The organism is Sphingomonas sp. CFBP 13728 (assembly GCF_014841895.1).
In the GTDB taxonomy this organism is placed as follows: Bacteria; Pseudomonadota; Alphaproteobacteria; order Sphingomonadales; family Sphingomonadaceae; genus Sphingomonas.
Window position 1 is genome coordinate 411128 of record NZ_JACYUS010000002.1, and the last position, 19982, is coordinate 431109.

General features: G+C 65.9%; 23 protein-coding genes and 1 pseudogene. 10 read left to right on the forward strand and 14 right to left on the reverse strand.

The genetic code is table 11. The features are described 5' to 3' along the window. Nucleotides 1-406 precede the first annotated feature (406 nt). Nucleotides 407-898 (forward strand): Ros/MucR family transcriptional regulator, encoded by a 492-nt coding sequence (locus IFT67_RS10685; protein ID WP_107963542.1) that lies wholly within the window; start codon nt 407-409, stop codon nt 896-898. Between the two features lie 87 nt (nt 899-985). Here the strand turns inward: IFT67_RS10685 and IFT67_RS10690 are convergent, their stop codons facing one another. The 13 genes from IFT67_RS10690 to IFT67_RS10750 all read right to left on the reverse strand — a co-directional run bounded on the left by IFT67_RS10690 (nt 986) and on the right by IFT67_RS10750 (nt 11545). Further along, the gene (locus IFT67_RS10690; RefSeq protein ID WP_192238301.1) at nt 986-1891 is read right to left on the reverse strand and encodes a flagellar motor protein MotB; all 906 of its coding nucleotides are present in this window, start codon (nt 1889-1891) and stop codon (nt 986-988) included. A 20-nt stretch (nt 1892-1911) separates the two neighbouring features. Beyond that, complete coding sequence (motA, locus tag IFT67_RS10695) at nt 1912-2775, reverse strand: flagellar motor stator protein MotA (protein ID WP_107963454.1); 864 nt, start codon at nt 2773-2775, stop codon at nt 1912-1914. A gap of 109 nt (nt 2776-2884) precedes the next feature. Continuing rightward, nucleotides 2885-3805, reverse strand: a complete 921-nt coding sequence (locus tag IFT67_RS10700) for a flagellin N-terminal helical domain-containing protein (RefSeq protein ID WP_192238302.1) — start codon at nt 3803-3805, stop codon at nt 2885-2887. 5 nt (nt 3806-3810) lie between these two features. Further along, nucleotides 3811-5157 carry a flagellar hook-associated protein FlgK gene (flgK, locus tag IFT67_RS10705; RefSeq protein WP_192238303.1) on the reverse strand — a complete coding sequence of 449 codons (1347 nt, stop codon included), beginning with the start codon at nt 5155-5157 and terminating at the stop codon, nt 3811-3813. Beyond that, nucleotides 5154-5492, reverse strand: a complete 339-nt coding sequence (locus IFT67_RS10710) for a rod-binding protein (protein ID WP_192238304.1) — start codon at nt 5490-5492, stop codon at nt 5154-5156. The genes flgK and IFT67_RS10710 overlap by 4 nt, the downstream gene beginning before the upstream one ends. Continuing rightward, complete coding sequence (locus tag IFT67_RS10715) at nt 5489-6580, reverse strand: flagellar basal body P-ring protein FlgI (RefSeq protein WP_192238659.1); 1092 nt, start codon at nt 6578-6580, stop codon at nt 5489-5491. The genes IFT67_RS10710 and IFT67_RS10715 overlap by 4 nt, the downstream gene beginning before the upstream one ends. Before the next feature lie 10 nt (nt 6581-6590). Further along, nucleotides 6591-7280 (reverse strand): flagellar basal body L-ring protein FlgH, encoded by a 690-nt coding sequence (locus IFT67_RS10720; RefSeq protein ID WP_192238305.1) that lies wholly within the window; start codon nt 7278-7280, stop codon nt 6591-6593. A gap of 5 nt (nt 7281-7285) precedes the next feature. Continuing rightward, entirely contained in the window at nt 7286-8074 is a 789-nt protein-coding gene (gene flgG / locus IFT67_RS10725) for a flagellar basal-body rod protein FlgG (RefSeq protein ID WP_192238306.1), read from the reverse strand. A 13-nt stretch (nt 8075-8087) separates the two neighbouring features. After that, nucleotides 8088-8840, reverse strand: a complete 753-nt coding sequence (gene flgF / locus IFT67_RS10730; RefSeq protein WP_192238307.1) for a flagellar basal-body rod protein FlgF — start codon at nt 8838-8840, stop codon at nt 8088-8090. 24 nt (nt 8841-8864) lie between these two features. Further along, entirely contained in the window at nt 8865-10133 is a 1269-nt protein-coding gene (locus tag IFT67_RS10735; protein WP_192238308.1) for a flagellar hook protein FlgE, read from the reverse strand. Nucleotides 10134-10163: 30 nt separating this feature from the next. Further along, nucleotides 10164-10850 carry a flagellar hook assembly protein FlgD gene (locus tag IFT67_RS10740; RefSeq protein WP_192238309.1) on the reverse strand — a complete coding sequence of 229 codons (687 nt, stop codon included), beginning with the start codon at nt 10848-10850 and terminating at the stop codon, nt 10164-10166. A 2-nt stretch (nt 10851-10852) separates the two neighbouring features. Further along, a complete protein-coding gene (gene flgC / locus IFT67_RS10745; RefSeq protein WP_056485088.1) occupies nt 10853-11263 on the reverse strand; it encodes a flagellar basal body rod protein FlgC in 411 nt (136 codons plus the stop codon). Nucleotides 11264-11266: 3 nt separating this feature from the next. Further along, complete coding sequence (locus tag IFT67_RS10750; RefSeq protein WP_056485319.1) at nt 11267-11545, reverse strand: flagellar basal body rod protein FlgB; 279 nt, start codon at nt 11543-11545, stop codon at nt 11267-11269. Nucleotides 11546-12119: 574 nt separating this feature from the next. Here IFT67_RS10750 and IFT67_RS10755 point away from each other — a divergent pair. From IFT67_RS10755 to IFT67_RS10795, 9 genes are all read left to right on the forward strand, one after another. Next, on the forward strand, nt 12120-12827 hold the full coding sequence (locus IFT67_RS10755; protein WP_446740814.1) for a motility protein A: 708 nt from the start codon (nt 12120-12122) through the stop codon (nt 12825-12827). After that, nucleotides 12824-13360 (forward strand): hypothetical protein, encoded by a 537-nt coding sequence (locus IFT67_RS10760; protein ID WP_192238310.1) that lies wholly within the window; start codon nt 12824-12826, stop codon nt 13358-13360. Before IFT67_RS10755 ends, IFT67_RS10760 begins: the two co-directional genes overlap by 4 nt. Next, entirely contained in the window at nt 13357-13851 is a 495-nt protein-coding gene (locus IFT67_RS10765; protein ID WP_192238311.1) for a flagella basal body P-ring formation protein FlgA, read from the forward strand. Before IFT67_RS10760 ends, IFT67_RS10765 begins: the two co-directional genes overlap by 4 nt. A gap of 96 nt (nt 13852-13947) precedes the next feature. After that, complete coding sequence (flgM, locus tag IFT67_RS10770; RefSeq protein ID WP_192238312.1) at nt 13948-14265, forward strand: flagellar biosynthesis anti-sigma factor FlgM; 318 nt, start codon at nt 13948-13950, stop codon at nt 14263-14265. Continuing rightward, entirely contained in the window at nt 14252-14569 is a 318-nt protein-coding gene (locus tag IFT67_RS10775) for a flagellar protein FlgN (protein WP_192238313.1), read from the forward strand. Before flgM ends, IFT67_RS10775 begins: the two co-directional genes overlap by 14 nt. A 213-nt stretch (nt 14570-14782) precedes the next feature. After that, the gene (locus IFT67_RS10780) at nt 14783-15628 is read left to right on the forward strand and encodes a lytic transglycosylase domain-containing protein (protein WP_192238314.1); all 846 of its coding nucleotides are present in this window, start codon (nt 14783-14785) and stop codon (nt 15626-15628) included. 3 nt (nt 15629-15631) lie between these two features. Further along, on the forward strand, nt 15632-17692 hold the full coding sequence (gene flhA, locus IFT67_RS10785; RefSeq protein ID WP_192238315.1) for a flagellar biosynthesis protein FlhA: 2061 nt from the start codon (nt 15632-15634) through the stop codon (nt 17690-17692). Next, nucleotides 17689-18438, forward strand: a complete 750-nt coding sequence (locus IFT67_RS10790) for a FliA/WhiG family RNA polymerase sigma factor (protein ID WP_342450605.1) — start codon at nt 17689-17691, stop codon at nt 18436-18438. The genes flhA and IFT67_RS10790 overlap by 4 nt, the downstream gene beginning before the upstream one ends. 109 nt (nt 18439-18547) lie before the next feature. Next, complete coding sequence (locus IFT67_RS10795) at nt 18548-19507, forward strand: hypothetical protein (protein ID WP_192238316.1); 960 nt, start codon at nt 18548-18550, stop codon at nt 19505-19507. A 141-nt stretch (nt 19508-19648) separates the two neighbouring features. Here the strand turns inward: IFT67_RS10795 and IFT67_RS20990 are convergent. Beyond that, a pseudogene (locus tag IFT67_RS20990) lies at nt 19649-19903 on the reverse strand (flagellin); the annotation flags it as partial. Nucleotides 19904-19982: the final 79 nt, after the last annotated feature.

The following is a 19982-nucleotide window of genomic DNA, read 5'->3' on the forward strand; positions in this document are numbered from 1 at the left end:
CGTGCGGGTGGCGGTGCTCCACGGATAAACCGCCGGTTTCGATACTTACGGAATCGCGGTCTCGATTGGCTGATCCTAACCGACCGACGATGGCGCGGCTGACGGAATGGATAACCAGGGTTCGGTGGCTTGGCACGAACGGTCGGGTTGCCACCCGCCTTGATGGTATGCGCTTCTCGTCCCGCTAGGCGGTCGACGGTCCGTTGCTATCGCAGATTTCCTCGCCGCGTTGCAGCCTTGGCGAACGAGCATGCCCAGCTTGATGTAAAGCAATCAAAATGAACCCATTTGCCTACATCGCACCTTCCAATGTCCATTTTTACAATTTATTATACGGATTCCATCGCTCTGCTGTTGAACACGATGTTGCGCGCCGTTACGGCGCTCACAAACAATGGAGTGCAACATGGCCGAAGATACCACTGACCTGAACGCCGTAGAACTCGCGACCGAGCTGACGATTGCTTGGCTTGGCAACCCCAACACGCGGAGTTCGGCTGACGATGTCCCCGCCTTCTTGGGCAAGATGCACGAGACGGTTGCTGCGTTGCTGGGCAGTTCGACCGAAGCTGCACCGGTCGAAGCGGCTACCGAATACACGCCTGCGGTGACGGCGCGCAAATCGCTGGCGTCGAAAGATCACATCATCTCGATGATCGATGGCAAGTCGTACAAGACCTTGCGTCGTCATCTCGCGACGCACGGCATGACGCCCGCCGAGTACCGCGAACGCTATGGCCTGAAGCCCGACTATCCGATGGTCGCCGAGAACTACTCGGAAAGCCGTCGCGCGATGGCGAAGAAGATCGGCCTCGGCCGCAAGCCCGGTCCGCTCAAGACCGACGCTGCTGCGCCCACCCCGCGCAAGCGCAAGACGGAGACTGCCGCCGCCGAGTAAGCGGTTGCAGTTCGCGTATGAAAAAGGACCGGCGCCTCGCGGCACCGGTCCTTTTTTTTGTCGTGCAGAGGAGCCTACGGTGGCCCGCTATTTTCCGAATGTACCGCGCCGATAGAGCAAGGTGATCGCCACGCGTCGGTTGCGCGGGTCCGCGGCGTTCTTGACGATCAGCGGTTCGCGGTCGGCAACCCCCTCGATGCGTTCGAACCGTGCTTCCGGCGTTCCACCCGCCAGCAGGCGCCGCCGCGTAGCCTCGGCGCGACCCGACGACAGCATCCAGTTGTTCATCGCGCGCGGATCGCCATACGGCACGCTGTCGGTATGGCCGCGGATCATGATCGGGTTCTGCAGGCCCTGGACGGAGCCTGCGATCATCCCAATCAGCACCGACGCTTCGGGATCGAGCGCGGTGGTACCGAGCGCAAACATCGAATAATCCGCATCGTCGACCAGATCGATCCGCATGCCATCCTGTGTCGGTACGAAGCGAACATGGCTGGTGAGCCGCGACAGCTTGGTGTTGCTCGACATCTGGGCGAGCACGCGCTTGCGCATCGCCTCGAAATTCTTGCGATCTTCCTTGGTCAGCGCGTCGCGGCTTTTCAGCGAGCCCTTGTCTCCGGTACCGGCGGAAGGACCGCCGAGGCCGGCGTCGGGAATCGCAAGCTGCGCCATGCTGGTCTGGCCCGGTTTCGGCCCGAGACGCGACTTGTCTAGGATCGATTCGCCGCCGAACAGCCCACCGCCGCCAATGCCCAGCGAGCGCGTGTTGAGGATGGTCGGCGCGAAGTAATCGGCGATCCCCTTGCGCTGCTTCTCGTTGGTCGCGCCGACGATCCACAACAGCAGGAAGAACGCCATCATCGCAGTCACGAAATCGGCGTACGCGACTTTCCACGCGCCGCCGTGATGGCCGCCATGCCCCTCGATATAGATCTTCTTGACGATGACCTTGGGGGGCTGGTTCGTACCGTGGGGCGCGCGCGCGGCCATGACGTTACTTGCCTCCCATCTTACTTGCCACGAAGCCCGTCGAAGACTTCGGCGAAGCCCGGCTGGTTCTTGTGCGCGATGCCCGAGCGCGCGGCCTCGATCACCAGCGGCTGCGGATGACCGTGCAGCGAGGCGATGATGATCTGCTTCACCACATCGTAGATCGACGCGTCGGCATCGAGCACCTGCTTCAGCCGGTTCGCGAGCGGCGCGACGATGCCGTAGGCGAGCAGCACGCCCATGAACGTGCCGACCAGCGCCGAGCCGATCATCGCGCCCAGGATCGATGGAGGCTTGTCGATCGAGCCCATCGTCTTCACCACGCCGAGCACCGCCGCGACGATGCCGAGCGCGGGCAATGCGTCGGCGAGACTGGCGAGCGTGCCGTGCGCCGCCTCTTCCTCATGATGATGCGTCTTGATCGAGTGATCCATGACCTCTTCGACCGCATGCACGTCGAGCGTACCCGACGACACCACGACCAGGCGCAGCGTATCGGCGATCAGGTTGATGAGCGCCTTGTCCTTCAGGAGCTTCGGGTATTCGGCGAACACGGCGGACGACTGCGGATCCTCGACATGCGGCTCGAGCGCGATCGGCCCGTCCATCCGCAGCATCTTCATCAGCTTGCTGACGAGGAAGATGACGTCGAGATAATCCTGCTTCTTGTACTTCGGCCCCTTGAAGACCTTGCCCAGGCCGGCGCCGAGACCTTTCAGCTCCTTGCCCGAATTGCCGATGATCAGCGCGCCGGCAGCGGCACCACCGATGATCAGCATCTCGTGCGGGATAGCCTCCATGACGGGGCCGAGCGCGCCGCCGGTGAAGGCGAATCCGCCGAACACCATGACGAGCAGGACGACGATGCCGATGACCGGAAACATGGTGTTCGAAATTCCCCCAGGGCCGACAGCGGCACTTACGTCGCCAGAGAATTAACCGGATTTGGTAGCCAACCGGTTACCAGATGCGCGCCTGCGCAATTAAAAACGGTCAGCGAAGATAATCGAAGAGCGACAGCGCCGAGAGCTTCGAGAAGCTGGCCTGCGTCGCCGACAGGATCGTCATCGTCTTCTGCAACTCGACCACCGCCGTCGGGATATCGGTGTCCTCGAGCGCCGAGCGAGTCTCTTCGCGGTCCACGCCGGTATCCTTCAACCGCGCCGCCTCAAGATCGACTCGCGCCGCCCGAGCGCCAAGCGACGACTGGACCATCGACACCTGATCCGATGCCGCACTGATGTCTTTCAGCGAGGTATCGAGCGCGCCCGGCGTGTAATCGTCAGATTGCAGCGCGGTCGCGATGGCGGAGAGCATTTCCAGGGTATTGATACCGCCATCGATGCCGCCTTCGGCGTTGGCTTTGCCGCCGACGGTGAAGATGCGTGCGGCGGTTTCGTTCGCCTGGATGCTCTGGCCGTCACCGATCGGGATACCCGATACGGGCTTTCCGGCGAGCGCGTAGGTGCCATTGGTGGCGACCGCAGGCGCTCCATCGGCGCCACCGAACAACGCCTGGCCGCGGGCGTCCTTGGCATTGGCGAGATTGGCGAGCGTCGCGACGATACCGGCGAGCTGGACCCCGATCGCCTTGCGGTTCGCCGGGTTGAGCGTGCCGTTCAGCGCCTGCGTCGTGAGCTCCGCCGCGCTCTGCAACTGATCGGTGATCGCGGTCAGGCTGGTATCGGCCTGCGTCAGCACCGATGCGGCGGTATCGAGGTTCGCGGCATACGCCTTGTCGTTCGCGGTATCGCGCGCGAGCCCGGCCAACCGCTGATACGCGACGCTGTCCTGCGACGGCGCGGAGAACCGCTTGGTCGTCGAAATCTGCGTCTGGAGCGCATCCGCCTTGCCGGTGAGCGAGGCCATCGTGCTCGCGGCACGATCGTAGAAGAGGCTGGTGGCGATCTGCATGAGCGTTACCGTAGATCGAGGATGGTCTGGAACGTGTCGCGCGCGGTCTGGATCACGCGGCTCGACGCCTGATAGGCCTGCTGGAAGCGCAGCAGGTCAACCGCCTCGCTATCCAGGTCGACACCCGACGAAGAGGCAAGCGACGCGACCGCGCCGTCGCGGATCGCACCTTGCGCATCGGCAACCGTCTTGCGCTGTTCGAGCGCGGCGGCGTTGCCGGCGATCAGCGTGGTGGTCCGCGTTTCGAACCCGCCGCTGGTCCGAAGCGCCTGCAAGGCGGCGAGGTTGGACGCATCGCGCACGCCGCCGGTCGCGCCGGCCGCGGCGATCCCGCGCGGATCGGTCAGCGAGACGGTGATATCGGTGGGATTGGTCCCGGTCTCGAACAGAGCGGCGCCCGGTTTACCGCTGAGATCGAGGCCTTGCGCCTGGACCAGGTTGACCTGCTTGGTGAAGTCGCTGGCGATGCCGTTGAGCGATTCGCGCGCCGCGGCGATACGCTGCGCGCCCTCGGCCATTCCGGCGAGCGCGCCACCCGTCGGTGACAGGTCGGTCGTGACACCGTCGCGCGTGACCGCGAACTGCACCGCGCCTTCGTCGTTGCGCGCGAACGACGCCTGTCCGCTCTGGTTGCCGACGACGAACACCGTGCCGCTGGTGCCACCGAGCCGAACCGTCGCGCGCCCGAGATCGTCGAACGCGGTGCTGACGTCGGTCAGCGTGCTCATCTGGTCGAGCAACTGATCGCGCTGGTCGGCGAGCTGCGCCGCGCTCGACGATCCCGGCGGCGTCCGCGCGAGCCCGTCATTGACCTTGGCAAGCGCGGTACCGAGCGAGTTGAGCGACTGGACCGCCTGCGACGCGGACGAATCGAGTTCGGTCGCGGCGGTATCGAGTGCCTTGCCGGTCGCGGCAAAGGCCTGGGCAGCAGTCTTCGCCGCTTCGAGCATGACCGCGCGCGCCGGTACGGAGGTCGGGTCGGCCGACAGGGTCTGCGCCGAACTGAAGAAACTGGTGAGGCGATCGCCGAGCTTGTTGTCGCCGAGCGACGATTCGATCCGGCTCATCCAGGCGACGCTGGTCTCGGTCTTGCCGAGATCGGTGCCCGCCGAGCGAACCGCCTGCGATCGATACGCGTTGGCGCTGCGACCGACGCCGACGACGATCACGCCGCTGCCGGTCGCCGAGTTGCGCGCGTTGATCCCGCCATTGACCGAGGAGACCTCGGCCAGCGTCGTCGTGCGCCGGGTATAGCCGACCGTTCCGGTGTTCGCGATGTTCTCCGACACCGTCGACAACGCGGTCTGGTAGGCGCGAACGCCCGAGGCGCCGATCGAGAGGAGATCGCTCATGGCGGTGAGTCTGCCGCAGTCTGGTTAAGATCGGATTGCGATTTGCTCAGAAAATCGGTCATCGCCTTGCCGATGCCGAGCGGCGTATGCTCGGCCATCGATTTGGCGACCAGCCCGTCCTGCATGTCGGTGAAGGTATCGATCGCCTTCGAATCGAACAGCGGGTCGGCAAGTTTCGCCTGGCGCATGCTCTTCAGCATCATGCCGGTGAAGACCGCCTCGAACTGCTTGCCGGCCTTGTCGAGATTGTCCTTCGACTTGAGGCGGCTGGTGTCGGTCGAGATGCCGGTCGCCGAAGCGGCCGTCGGCGAGAGGGGTGCGGTGAGCGGGCTCACAGGACGATCAACTCGGCCTTGAGCGCGCCGGCTTCCTTCAGCGCCTCGAGGATCGCGACCAGATCGGCCGGCGATGCGCCGATCGCGTTCACCGCCTTGACGATGTCGGCAAGCTTGGGACCGGGCGCGAGCAGGAACATCGGGCGACGCTCCTCCTCGACCGCGACGCGGCTGTTCGGGGTGATCGCGGTCTGGCCCTGGCTGAACGGCGCGGGCTGGCTGACCTGCGGCTTCTCGTCGATCCGCACCGTCATCTTGCCGTGCGTGATCGCCGCCGGGCCGACCCGGACTGCCGAGTTGATGACCACGGTGCCGGTGCGCGCGTTGACGATCACCTTGGCGGACGGCTCGGCGGAGACGACGTCGAGATTCTCGATCGTCGACATCAGCGTCGCGCGGATATCGGCGCCGATCGGCGCGCGAACTGCGACGGAGACCGCATCGATCGCCTGCGCGCTGCCGAAGCCGAGCTTAGAATTGATCGCCCCCGCAACGTTTTGCGCGGTCGTAAAATCCGCACGCGCGAGGTTGAAGGTCAGCGTCGGCGCGCTGTCGAACCCGGTCGCGACCGCGCGTTCGACGGTGGCGCCCTCGGGGATGCGCCCGGTCGAGGGCACGTTGACGACGATCTTCGACCCGTCCGCGCCCTCTGCACCGAGGCCGCCGACCGCGAGATTGCCCTGCGCCATCGCGTAGATCTGGTTATCGGCACCGAGCAGCGGCGTCATGATCAGGCTGCCACCGCGAAGCGACTTGGCCTTGCCCATCGACGCGACGGTGATGTCGAGGCGCTGGCCAGGCTTGGCGAACGGCGGCAGCTCGGCAGTGATCATCACCACCGCCGCGTTCTTCATGCCGGGGTTCGCCGACGGCGGCAGTTGCAGACCGAAGCGCGATGCGACCGCCTTCAACGACTGCACGGTGTATTCGAGGTTGTCGTCGCCCGTGCCTGGCAGGCCGACGACGATGCCGTAGCCGGTCAGCTGGTTCGAACGGATACCCTGGAACCCGCCAAGGTCCTTGATCCGGTCGGCCGAGGCCGGCGCGGCGATCAGGAGCGATGCGAGGAGGGCGAGCAGGAAGCGCATGGTCACGGCCTTAGAAAGGGCTGACGACGGAGAAGAAGCGGCCGAGCCACCCCTGGCGGCCGGCGCGGGCGACGTCGCCCTTGCCGGTGTACGAGATCTGCGCGTCGGCGACTCGCGTCGACAGCACGCGGTTGTTCGCATCCACGTCGGCGGTACGGACGAGGCCCTTGATCTTCAGGAACTCATCGCCGCGGTTGAGCGTGACGCGCTTCTGGCCCTGCACCAGCATCGTGCCGTTGGGATAGACCTGCGCGACGGTGACGCTGACTTCACCCGACAGCGAGTTCGCCTGGTCGGCGGCGCCGGTGCCGTTGAAATTGCGCCCGCCGCTGATCGTCGCATCGCTCTTGCCGAACAGGTTGAGCGCGCCGGTGGTCGGCGGCGTGATGCTCGCCCCGCCGTTGCTGTCGAGCTTCGAACCCGACGATTTCGACGCGGCGGTGCGCTCGACCAGCACGATCGTCAGCGGATCGCCGACTTTGCGCGCGCGCCAGCCTTCATAGAGGGCCGCGTAGCCGTCCTGCGCCTGGAAGATCGAGCCGGTCGCGACGACCGGCACCGGCACGACCGGCAGGGGGCGCGCGACCGAGAAATCCTCGGGCGGTGCCTTCTTGCCGAACAGGCTGGCGTCCACCGGGGACGCGCCGAGCCCGGCGATGAGGAGCGTGCCGGCGAGCGCGGCGAAAGGAGCGTTGCGCATCACGATCAGATGTTCTGGTTGACGTATTTGAGCATGTCGTCAGTCGCCGAGATCATCTTCGAATTGACCTCGTACGCGCGCTGCGTCTCGATCATGTCGACGAGTTCCTCGACGACGTTGACGTTCGACGCCTCGAGCATGCCCTGCTTGATGTTGCCGCGACCGTCCTGCCCAGCGACGCCGACATTGGCGGCGCCACTGGCGGCGGTCTCGACGAGGTAGTTGTCGCCGGTCGCCTGGAGCCCTGCGCCGTTCGGGAAGTTGGCAACCTGGATCTGGCCGATCTGCGTCGCCTCGGTCTGGCCGGGAACGGTCGCGGACACGGTACCGTCGGAGCCGACCGTGATCGCGGTCGTACCCTCGGGGACGGTGATGCTGGGCTGCACCTGATAGCCTTCGCTGGTGACCAGCAGGCCCTCGGCCGAGCGCGAGAAATTGCCGGCGCGGGTATAGCCGAGCGTGCCGCCGGGCATCTGCACCTGGAAATAGCCATCGCCGTCAAGCGCGAGATCGAGGCTGTTGCCGGTCGTCTGCATCGCACCCTGCGTGTCGATCCGCGCCGTACCCTGGAGGCGGACGCCGGTGCCGAGGTTGAGCCCGGTGGCGTATTTCGTCTCCGCGGTGCTCTGCGCGCCGGGCGTCGTCACGGTCTGGTAGGCGAGCGCCTCGAACGCCGCACGGTCCTTCTTGAAGCCCGTGGTGTTCACGTTGGCGAGGTTGTTCGAGATGACGCGCATGCGGGTATCCTGGGCGTCGAGCCCGGTACGCGCGATATGCATGGCTGCGGATGACATTCGTCGGTTCCTTCTAGCTCGGCAGGCGCATCAGCGATGCACCGCTTTCATCCATGTCCTTGGCGGACTTCAACATGTTGGCCTGGACTTCGTAACTGCGCTGGTTCTCGATCATGTCGACCAGCGCTCGCGTCATGTTGACGTTCGATCCCTCGATCGCACCGCCCTGCACCTTCGCATCGAGATCCTCGGGCAGCGTCCCCCCGCCCTTGACGCGCAGCAGGTTGTCGAGCCCCTTGACGGTGTCCGACCCCTTGGTGTCGGCGAGCTTGAGCTTGTCGATGACCTGCGGGTCCTTCGCGTCGCCACCCTGCGGGATGATCGAGATCGTCCCATCGGCCGAGATCGACAGCGACTGGTAGGGCGGCAGGGTGATCGGCCCCCCCGAGCCGATCACCGGATGCCCGTCGCCGGTCTGGAGCACGCCCGATGGCGCAACCTCCAGATCACCGCGCCGCGTGTAGGCTTCGGAGCCGTCCGACGCCTGGACGGCCAGCCATGCGGTGGTGCCGGTGATCGCGACGTCGAGCGGACGACCGGTCAACTGGATCGCGCCGGGTGCGCGGTCCGCGTCGGTGACTTCTTCCGACGTCGGCGCGCGTGCCTCCAGCGCGGTGCCGTCGCCCTTCAGGTTCAGCCGGTCGAACACCACGCGATCGGCGCGGAAGCCGGTCGTCGACGCGTTCGCCATGTTGTTGGCGATCGCCGCCTGCGCCGCCATGTGCGCGCGCAGGCCCGTCGCCGCGGTATAGACCAGCTTGTCCATTCAGGGTCCCCCGTCCGCTGTCGATTAGCTGCGGATGTTGAAGATGGTCTGCGAAATCTGGCTGGCGGTATCCAGGGCCTTCGAATTCGCCTGGAAATTGCGCTGTGCCGCGATCAGGCTGACCAGCTCCTCGGTGATGTCGACGTTCGACCGCTCGATCGTGCCCGACATCAGGTTGCCGAAGCCGTTCGAGCCCGCCTCACCCAGCTTTGCGGTGCCCGACACGCCGGTCGACGACCAATAGCTGTTGCCGAGCTGGCGCAGGCCCTCGGGGTTCGAGAAATTGGCGAGCATCACCTGGCCGAGCGCCTGCGTGTCGCCGTTCGAGAAGCTCGCCTTGACGATGCCCTTCTCGTCGATCGTCACGCCCTGGATCTGGCCGACCGCCTTGCCGTCCTGCGTCCGCGAGTTGACCGCGAACGCGCTCGCCTTCTGCGTGGTGGCGTCGCCGAAGCTGAACGCGATCTGCTGCGGGGTCGCCGAACCGGCGGTGGTGAACTCGTCATAGGTGATCGGCGCGGTCGGCGCGGTCAGCTTGCCCGCTCCGTCGAACGTCATCGTCGAACCGGCAACGCCGCCCGTCATCAGTTCCTTGTCGCCGACGAAGCTGTGGACTTCCCACGTGCTCGGCGTGTTCGCATCGGTCGAGACCGAGGTGCGCTTGAAATAATTGGTCAGCGTCATCGCGTTGCCCGACGCGTCGTAGACGGTGGTCTGCGCCGACTGGTTGTAGCTCGACGGATCGAAGCGATCGAAGGTCGCGGTGGTCGGGAGCTTCGAGCTCGCGTTGAGGTTGACGCCCAGCGTGACCGCCTTGGTCGGGGCCGCGGTGCCGCTCGTCTCGGGCAGCTGCAGGCTGATCGCGGACTGGAGCCCGGTGGCGACGACGCTGCCCGATCCGTCGACCGGATAGACCTGGAGATGGCTGCCGTTCGAATCGACCACGAAGCGATCGGCATCGACCAGGAAGCCGCCGTTGCGCGTGAAGTTGACCTGCGACGAGCCGGTCTCGGGCTTCACCACGAAGAAACCGTCGCCCGACACCGCGAGATCGAGCGCGTTTGCCGACTGGATCAGATTGCCCTGCGCGAACTGCTGGCGGTTGCCCTTGACCATGACGCCCGAGCCGATCTGCTGCGATGGCGCGACCGACACGCTGGATGCGATCACGTCGGCGAAATCGGTGCGGCTCTTCTTGAAGCCGTTGGTCGAGACGTTCGCCAGATTGTGCGAGATCGTCGACATCTCGGTCTGCGATGCCTGGAGACCGGAAAGCGAAGTGTAGAAGGACATGCGTTTAACTCCTTGAAATCGAGGGTGCGATCAGCCGATCTGGCGGACTGCGCTGACCGGCACTTCGCCGATCCCGGGAAGGGTGAGGATGGTGGAACCGGTGGTGGTCGAAACCGACTGGACGGGCGCCCAGACCAGCCCGGTCGCGGCGACCGTGGTGCCGTTGTTCTGCGCGTTGATGCTGACGGTGAACGGGCCGCTGCCGGCATCCGCGCCGGCCGCGTCCTTGCCGTCCCAATCGTAGCCGACGGTGCCCTTGGCCTGCGGCCCGAGCGCCAGCGTCCGGAGCGCGGCGCCGTTCGCGTCGCTGATCGTGACGTTGACGCCGCTCGCCGCGCCCGCCAGCTCGACCGAACCCGCGATCCCGCCGCCGGTACGACCGTACGCGGTGCCGCCCTCGGTCAGGACGGTCTTGCCGACATACCCCATCGCATCGCTCGCGCTGGTCGCGCCGAGCTTGTCGGAGATCGCCTTCATCGTTGTGTTCATCTCGGAGATGCCGGCGAGCGAAGAGAACTGCGCCATCTGCGCGACCATCTGGGTGTTGTCGACCGGGTTGAACGGGTCCTGGTTCTGCATCTGCGCGGTCATCAGCTTCAGGAAGTCGTTCTGGTTGAGCGAACCTGCCGCAGCGGCCGTCGTCGTCTTTGTGGCCGTGGCAGCCGACGAGCGCGTAATGCCGATGCTGGAGAGCGTGGAGTCGAAGGAGGTTGCCATGATCAGCGGCCTAGCTTGAGGGTATCGATGATGAGCGACTTGGCCGTGTTCATCACTTCGATGTTGTTCTGGTAGCTGCGGGCGGTCTCCATCATGTCGACCATCTCGCGGGTTTCATCGACCGCCGCCTCGAAGATGTTGCCATCCTTGTCGGCCATCGGGTTGTCGGGGTCGTAGCGCTTGGTCGGCGCTTCACCGGCGGTGACGACGCGCTCGACGTCGACCGTCGACATGCCGCTCGCCGCATCGAAGCTGGTGCGGAACACCGGCTTCATCGTCTTGTAGGCGGCCTCGGCGGACCCGGCGGTGCCGCCGGCATTGGCGAGGTTGGACGCGGTGGTGTTCATCCGGACGAGCTGCGCGGACATCGCGCGGCCGGCGACCTGGAAGATCGTCATGGGCTGGTTGGACATGGCTTAATCTCCCTTCAGCGCGCGGGTGATCTGGCCGATCCGCCCGTTCAGGAACGACAGCGTCGTCTGATACTGGACGGCGTTCTCGGCGAACGCGGTCTGCTCCTGGCTCAGCTCGACGGTGTTGCCATCCATCGAGGTCTGCGTCGGGATGCGGAACTTGGTTGCGGCATTGGTGCCGCCATCGTTCTCGACCGACGCGAGCGCGGCCTGGAAATCGATGTCGCGCGCCTTGAAGCCGGGCGTCGAGGCGTTGGCGATGTTCGACGCCAGCACACCCATGCGCTGCGAGCGCACCTCGAGTGCCGCCCCGTGAACCCCGAAAAGCGTGTCGCCTGACACAAGCCCGTCTCCTGGCGCAACCATTGCGCAACCGGACATAAGCAATGGCCGTGCCAGTTTTGGCGATCAGGGTAGGGAATGGCGGTTTGCCGGGAGGCGGCAACGCGGCGGCAAGGCGAACGGCAAGAGATTGCCGGTGTTGCAGGGGCGGGCGGCAAGGCGGTTGCCGCTCGGCGCGTTGGGGCGGCAACACCCGGCGCCCCGCCCCACCACTATGTTTCGCGGGAGAACAAGGAAGGGGGCGCTGTCACTCCGCCATCTCCACCACCCCGGCGGAGGCCGGGGCCCAATTGGAGAGGTTGCAGTAACGAAGCGCATCCGCAGTTAGCGGCGTCCCCCAATTGGGCCCCGGCCTCCGCCGGGGTAGTGATTTGGGCGAGGAGTTGCGGCTCCCTACCCACCCCGCCACGCTGGACCTGTCCCGGGCCCATCGCTCCGCAAACCCGAAGCCATCGACGACATGGATTGGTGGTTGCGAAACGAGGCTCTCCTGAGTGTAGCCGAAGTGCCCGGCATGACGGGTATGCAACTGGCCCGCCCCTTGCATCGCCCCACGCACATGATCACGCTCGCACAACTGCTCGACCCCGCAGCGCTCGCCATCGTCGGTGGCGGCACCGCTGTCGCCGTCGTTCTTCGCACGCCCTTCCGCGACCTCGGCCGCGCGCTGGCCGCGGTCACGACGCTCGGCCGCGGCCGGTTCGATGCCGATCCGCTGCTGCTCCAGATCACTGCGCTATCGCGGATCGCCAAGCGCCACGGCGTGATGGCGCTCGATCGCTCGGTCATCACCGACAGTGACGTCGCCGCCGGCATCGCCGCGATCGTCGACGGCAGCTCTGCGACCGACGTCGCGACGCTCGTCCAGCATCGCCGTCGCGCCCGTATAGAACGCCACGTCGCCGCCGCCGACGTCTGGGCCGGTGCTGCCGAGGTCGCGCCCGCAATGGGCATGGTCGGCACGCTGATCGGCCTCGCGCAGATGTTCGCGACGATGAGCGATCCCGGCGCGATCGGTGGCGCGATGGCGGTGGCGCTGCTCGCCACGCTGTACGGCGCGCTGTTCGCAAACCTGCTGTTCATGCCGATCGCCAACCGCCTGCGCGCGCAGGGGCGCAACGAGGCGTTCGAGCGCGCGCGTATCGAAGCGCCGCTCGTCGCGCTGGCCGAACGCGAGACACCGCGCGGTTATGGCGCGCCAGTTCTGGCCACCGTCGCGTGAACGCGAGCGAGTATCCCGATACGCCGACCGGCAAGCCGCTCTGGCTGATCACGCTCGCCGACCTCGCGCTGTTGCTGGTCGGTTTCCTCGTGCTGCTCCAGGCGACCCAACATATCGGCGGCAAGGATTTGGCAAAGGGTATCCGCGAAGGCTTCGGCGCGAACGACACCGAGCCGACGCCGATGCCCGTAGCCGCCGCCGGCATCCTCGATTTCGCGCCGGGTTCGGCGATCCTGCCGACCACGCCGGGCGCGCTCGTCGCCTGGGCGCGGGAAGCGGCACGCGACCCTCGCGTCATGCTCACCGTCACCGGCTCCACCGACGGCACGTCCGCGGATATCGACCGCGTCACCGGTAGCGCCGCGATCCTAGCCGCAGACCGCGCGCGCACGGTTGCCGCTGCGCTCGCTGCGGTCGCGCCGTCCCGCGTCGCGATCGTCACCGCCACCAAACCCGGCCGCCGCGCCGCCATCGTCTCCGTCGCCTTTGTCGGCGAACCCCCACAGGGTGACGTTCAAAGGACCGCTCAATGATCATCCCGTTCCTGCTCATGGCCGCGAGCTTCCAGGATACCGCCGCGCTCGATCGCTCGGTTGCCGCGTTCACCGGCCGGCCGACGGGCGCCGAGGGTGGCGCACGCACGCCGATCGACGCGAGGTTGCGGCTCGCGACCTGCCCTACGGTGTCGCTGTCGTGGCGCTCCGAACAGCATGACGCGGTGGTCGTATCATGCGCGGGGCCGGCATGGCGGATCTTCGTGCAGGTCGTCCGCCCGGCCAACGCGCCCGCCGCGGTCGCCGCCTCGTTCGCGCCAGCCGTGAAGGTCGCGCCAGTCATCAAGCGCGGCGATCCGATCGTGATCGAGGCGGGCACGGAGGGCTTCTCGATCAGCCGCGAGGGCGTCGCGATGGGCGATGCCGCACCCGGCGGCCGCTTCATGGTTAAGGTCGACGACACGCGTACGCCGGTCCAGGCGATCGCCGTCGAGGCTGGCCACGCGACGCTGCCCGGCTGGTCGAACTGAGGTCCGCGCTAAATTCGGCAAACAGATTAATCTTGCTAAAGCTTTTGGCCGTGCGGCCGTTCCTGCTGATGTCATCGCAAACCAAAGGATGCGGACATGGTGGACTCGATCGGCGCGAAGCCGTCAGTAGCAGGAGATCGTTCCGTCGTGCGCGTCGCCGCCACGACGCCGACGACGCCCGTTCAGACTCCGGTACAGCCCTCGCCGCAAGCCGCGGCACAGGCGCAGAACCCGGTCCTCTCGGACTCGTTGGCATTGGCCAGGACGATGGCCTCATCGCCGCCGATCAACGCGACGCGCGTCGCCGAGATCAAGAAGGCGATCGCAAGCGGCACCTTCCCCATCCTTCCCGCGACCATCGCCGATCGGCTGATGGCGCTCAGCCTCGCCTGGAATTCCAATGAAGCGGCGTAAAGCCCTGATCTGCGTGATCGACGCGCTGCATGCCGAGATCGCCGCGCTGAAGTCGAACGACGTCGCTAGCCTCGAGCGCGCGACCGCGGACAAGCTCGCCGGAATCGAACAGGTCGCGTTGCTGGGCACCGGCCCCGCGGGCACCGAGATTCGCGAGCTGGCGGACGAAGCGAACCGGCTCAACGAGACGTGCCGGATCTACACCAATTTGATGGCGGCAAATGTTCGCCGCCGCCTGCAAACCCTGACCGGCGACGGTGCCGTTGCCGGGTATCGGCCGGGGTTGAGGGCGGCGTACGCTTAAGTAGCGCGCCCACTCTTCCTAACCTCCGCCATCTCAGCTTCGTCATCCCCGTGCAGGCGGGGATCGATATCCTCCAGCGCATGCGATTCTACCGCACGGCTAGCCAGTATGGGTTCCCGCCTCCGCGGGAATGACGATTGGCGGCGGAACGAACACCAAAACTGGCACGCCCCTTGCTGAGCACCCCCTGAACCAGGGGCACCGCACACGGGCATGACCGTCAATCCTATCACTACCGGCCGGATCCAGTCCGCGATCGCGCTTGCGAGCAGCAAGACGGGCGTGGATTTCGACTATCTGCTGGGCCAGGCGAAGCTCGAGAGCGGGCTCAACGCCAATGCCAAGGCCGGCACGTCGAGCGCATCGGGCCTCTACCAGTTCATCGAACAGAGCTGGCTCTCCGTCGTCAAGAAGCACGGCGCCGAGCACGGCATGGCGTGGGCTGCGAACAGCATCGGCCAGTCGTCGAGCGGCCGCCTCTCGGTTGGCGATGCCGGCACGAAGGCGGCGATCCTCGCGCTGCGCAACGATCCCAACGCAGCCTCGCTGATGGCCGCCGAATATGCGTCGGATAACAAGGCGTCGCTCGAAGTCACGCTGAACCGCCCGGCGTCCGGCACCGACCTCTATATGGCGCACTTCATGGGGCTCGGTGGCGCGACCAAGTTCCTGAAAACGATGCAGGCGAACCCACAAGCCAGCGGCGCCGCGCTCTTCCCCGCCGCGGCGCGCGCGAACCACAACGTCTTCTACGATTCGAACAACCAGCCGCGCACGCTGTCGGCGATCTACGACCGGTTCGCCGACAAGCTCGGCGGTGCCGCCGCAGGGGCAAGCGCGACCGCGACACCCGCCAACTACGCCGCGCAGGCGCTCGACATGAATGGCAGCACGGTCATCACCGGCAACAACGAAAGCGCCGACGACGCGCTCGCGTGGGCGACCACGGCAATGGGCAAGTTCACCGGCAAGACGACGCAGGCCGCCGCCAGCATCCTCCGCCCGACCCCCGATACCGCGCGGCTCGCCTACATGATGCTCGCACGGTTGGGCGGCTAAGCGATGAACCGCATCCTCTCCAACGCGCGCGCGTCGGTCCTGCCGCTCGCGATCCTGCTGCTCGTGCTCGTCATGGTCGTGCCGATCCCGGCGTTCATGCTCGACATCTTCTTCGTAGCGAACATCGCGATCAGCCTCGCGGTGCTGATGGTCGCTTTGAACGCGCAGAAGCCGCTCGATTTCTCCGCCTTCCCGACCGTCCTGCTGTTCGCCACCCTTTTCCGCCTCGGCCTCAACGTCGCCTCCACCCGCATCGTGCTGGTCCACGGCCACGAAGGCGAGAGCGCGGCGGGTCATGTGATCGAGGCGTTCGGCACGTTCCTGATCGGCGGCGACTACGTCGTCGGCATCTTCGTCTTCGCGATCCTGATGATCATCAACATGATCGTCGTCACCAAGGGCGCCGGCCGCGTCTCCGAAGTCAGCGCGCGCTTCACGCTCGACGCGCTGCCAGGCAAGCAGATGGCGATCGACGCCGACCTCAACGCCGGCCTGATCACCCCCGACGAAGCCAAGGCGCGCCGCGTCGAAGTCTCTACCGAAGCCGATTTCTACGGCTCGATGGATGGTTCGTCGAAGTTCGTGAAGGGCGATGCGGTCGCGGCGATGCTGATCCTCGCCGCCAACATCATCGGCGGCCTGATCCTCGGCCCCGTCAGCCACGGCATGACGATCGCGGATGCCGCGCACAATTACATCCTGCTCGCGATCGGCGACGCGCTCGTCGCGCAGCTGCCGAGCCTGATGCTGTCGATCGCGGCCGCCTCGATCGTGACGCGCGTCACCTCCGACAAGGATCTCGCCGGCCAGATCGGCGGCCAGTTCGGGTCGCCCCGCACCTGGACGCCGGTCGCGGTGATCCTCGCGCTGCTCGGCATCCTGCCCGGCATGCCGCACATGGTGATCCTGCCCGCCGCGGCGATCGCCGGATTCGTCGCGTGGAAGCTGCGCCAGATCGAGCGCCGCCCTGCCCCCGTCGTGGTCGTCCCCGTCGAGACGATCGACCAGTCGAAGATCGGCTGGGAGGAAGTCACCGACGGCATGCAGGTCAATCTCGACATCGGCTACGGCCTGGTGCCGCTCGCCGACGAGCGTCGCGGGTCGCCGCTGATGGGGCGCATCACCGGCGTCCGCCGCCAATTGTCGAAGGAACTTGGCTTCGTCGTGCCGCAGGTTCGCGTCCGCGACGACATCAACCTCGCGCCGTACGTCTATCGCATCCTCGTCAACGGCGTCGTCGTCGGCGAGGACACCGTGTCGCCCGACGAGATGCTCGCGCTCGACACCGGGCAGGCGTTCGGCGACCTGTTCGGCAAGAAGGTCAAGGATCCCACCTTCGGGCTCGACGCCACCTGGGTCGATGCGGGCGATGCCGATGCGGCGACCGGTGCAGGCTATCTGGTGGTCGATCCCGGCACGGTGATGGCGACGCACCTCAACCACCTGCTCGGCCAGAACGCGTCCGAGTTGCTCGGCCAGGACGAAGTACAGGCGCTGCTCGACGGCCTCAAGGAGCGCGCCGCGCAACTGGTCGCGGCACTCGCGCCGCTGCCGATCACGACGCTGACTCAGGTCCTGAAAGGCCTGCTCGCGGAGAACGTCCCGCTCAAGGAATTCCGTCGCATCGCCGGCGCGATCGCGGTCGCGGCGCAGCGCACGCAGGACGCCGAGGAGATCATCGAGACGATCCGCCCCGAGCTCGGCGCGCTCATCATCCAGAAACTGTGCGGCGTGCGCGAACCGCTGCGCGTCATGACGTTGGAGGGTCAATTGGAAGGTCTGCTCGGCCAGGCGATGCGCGCCGATCAATCGCGCCGCCACGTCATCGAACCCGATCTCGGCCGCCGCATCGTCGAGGCGCTGCAACGCGCCGCCGAACCGCTGATCGCCGAGGCCAAACCGTTCGCGCTGGTCGTCCAGCCGACCATCCGCATCGCCATCCGCAAGCTGGTGCGGACGTGCCTGCCCGATACGCCGGTCATGTCGTTCTTCGAAGTGCCCGAGGAGAAGGCGGTCGAAGTCGTCGCGGTCATCGGCGCCTCGCAGCAGGCGCTCGCAGCGTGAGCGCCCTCCCGATGCGCGGCGCCTTCGCCGATGCCCAGCCTTTGACGTACCGCCCGCACCAACGCCCCGGCGGCGACGCGGACCAGCTCGTCAAACAGCACCTGCCGCTCGTCCGCCGGATCGCCTGGCACGTCCACGGCAGCATGAGCAGCAGCGTCGAGGTCGAGGATCTGATCCAGGTCGGCCTGGTCGCGCTGGTCGAAGCCGCCGCGAATTTCGACGAGCGCGGGCTTCCGTTCAAGACCTACCTGATCACCCGCCTGCGCGGCAGCATGATCGACGAACTCCGCCGCCAGGCTACGAGCACGCGCGGCGCGATGCGCCGCCGCCGCCAGTACGCCGAAGCGATCTCGACGCTAACCGCCCGCACGGGCAAGGCTCCCGGAGAAGACATGATCGCAGAGCATATCGGCGTGACGATCGAAAAACTCCGCACCGACTACGTCACCGCCGACTCGATCCGCTTCGACTCGATCGACGAGATGTATGCGGACGACCTCCCGTGGTTCGCCGACGACACGCCGGACGCATTCGAGCAGCTCGCCGACAGCGACATGCGCGAAGCCCTGATCGCCGCCATCACCGCCTTGCCGGAACGCGAAGCGCAGGTGATCCAGCTATACTATGTCGATGAACTCAACCTCGAAGAGATCGGCGAAGTCTTCGGCGTAGGATCGGCAAGGGTGTGCCAGATAAAGGCAGCCGCGCATGCGAAGCTGAAGAAGGCGCTGGCACGGCAAATCTGACCGGACCGGCAATTTACTACTGAGGTGTTGCCTCCAATACGGAGCTACCTCCTGTAGACCAAGCACTCTTCCCGCAACATCTTTCCCTTCGAGCTATCGGGGGGCGACCATGACGACGATTAGATCCATCGCAGTAACCACACTGACGCTGATGATCGCGCTATCGCCCGAGCGTGCGACCGCGCAAACGCGGACCTCGGCTCAGCTCGCCGACCAGTGGCGCGAAGCCAGGCGCGCCGAATTGCTCGAACAACGCGAAAAGGCACGGACCGATCTGTCCATGCGTGAAGCCGTAATCGCATCGGAACTCAAAGCGCTGGACCGTGACTCCACGCCCGACAGCATCGCGGCAACGGCACCCGCGAGTCTCCCATCCAACAAGACGGTCACCACGACTGCGGTCACCCTGACGGCAGCCCCCGATGGCTCGGGTCAAAAGACGACGAATACGACGAGCACCAGTACCGAGGTATTGCCGCCCAAATCCGACAAACCCGACAAGCCGCCCGCCGACGCTTCTGCCGGTGCCGGTGCCGGTGCCGGGCGCCAACCGTTCGGCGGACTGGATTTCGGTATCGGCGTTTCATACACAGGCGATGTGGGCAGCAGCGACCGCATCGGTACGGCAATGCTCGACTCCAACGGCATCGTTCGCGTCACCGACAAGAACAACGTCAACGCCCGCATCATGCTCGAGTCGCACTATTTCTTCACGCCGAACAAGAGCTTCCTCTTCGGATCGAGGAATTACGCGGACGACCGGGACGATTACGGCAACATCATCACACCGGGCCAGAAGATGTGGGGCATAGGGCCGTTCATCGCCTTGCGCCCCGGATCGGACGATGTGATCGATGCGATCGGCATGGGCATCATGGTCGGTTTTCGCCGCAGCCCGGACAGCAAGGAAAGCTTCAACTTCGGGATCGGCGCGGTCGTCGACCCGAGCGTCCGCGTCCTTGGCAAGGGTATAATAGCGGACGCTGTGCTGCCTGCGGGCGAAATCGAAGTGCGCTACCGCGAGACCAGCCAGCTCGGTGTGCTGCTGCTCACGTCCTTCTCGTTCTAGTCGGGAGCGCTAAGGAGCCAGACACGCAAAAACCCCGGTGGCTTGCGCCACCGAGGTTTTCTCCGCCCCCCGCTTCTGGGAAGCAAGGCGGGTCCGATCGGCACCGATACCCTTGGGGGGCGGTGCCGGTGCCGGTCCGGATTACTGAAGCAGCTTCAGAACGCTCTGCTGGCTCTGGTTCGCCTGGCTGAGCATCGCGGTCGATGCCTGGCTCAGGATCTGCGCCTTAGCGAGAGCCGTCGTTTCCGCCGAGAAATCAGTGTCTTCGATGCGGCTCTTGGCTTCCGACAGGTTCGTCGAAGTGGTGGTCAGGTTGTTGACCGTCACCTGCAGGCGGTTCTGGATTGCACCGAGATCACCACGCGTCGCCGAAACCTTGTCGAGCGCTGCGTCGATCTTCGCCATCGCCGCGGACGCCGCATCCTGAGTTTCAATCGACAACGCCTTACCGCCCAGACCTGCTCCTGCGGTACCA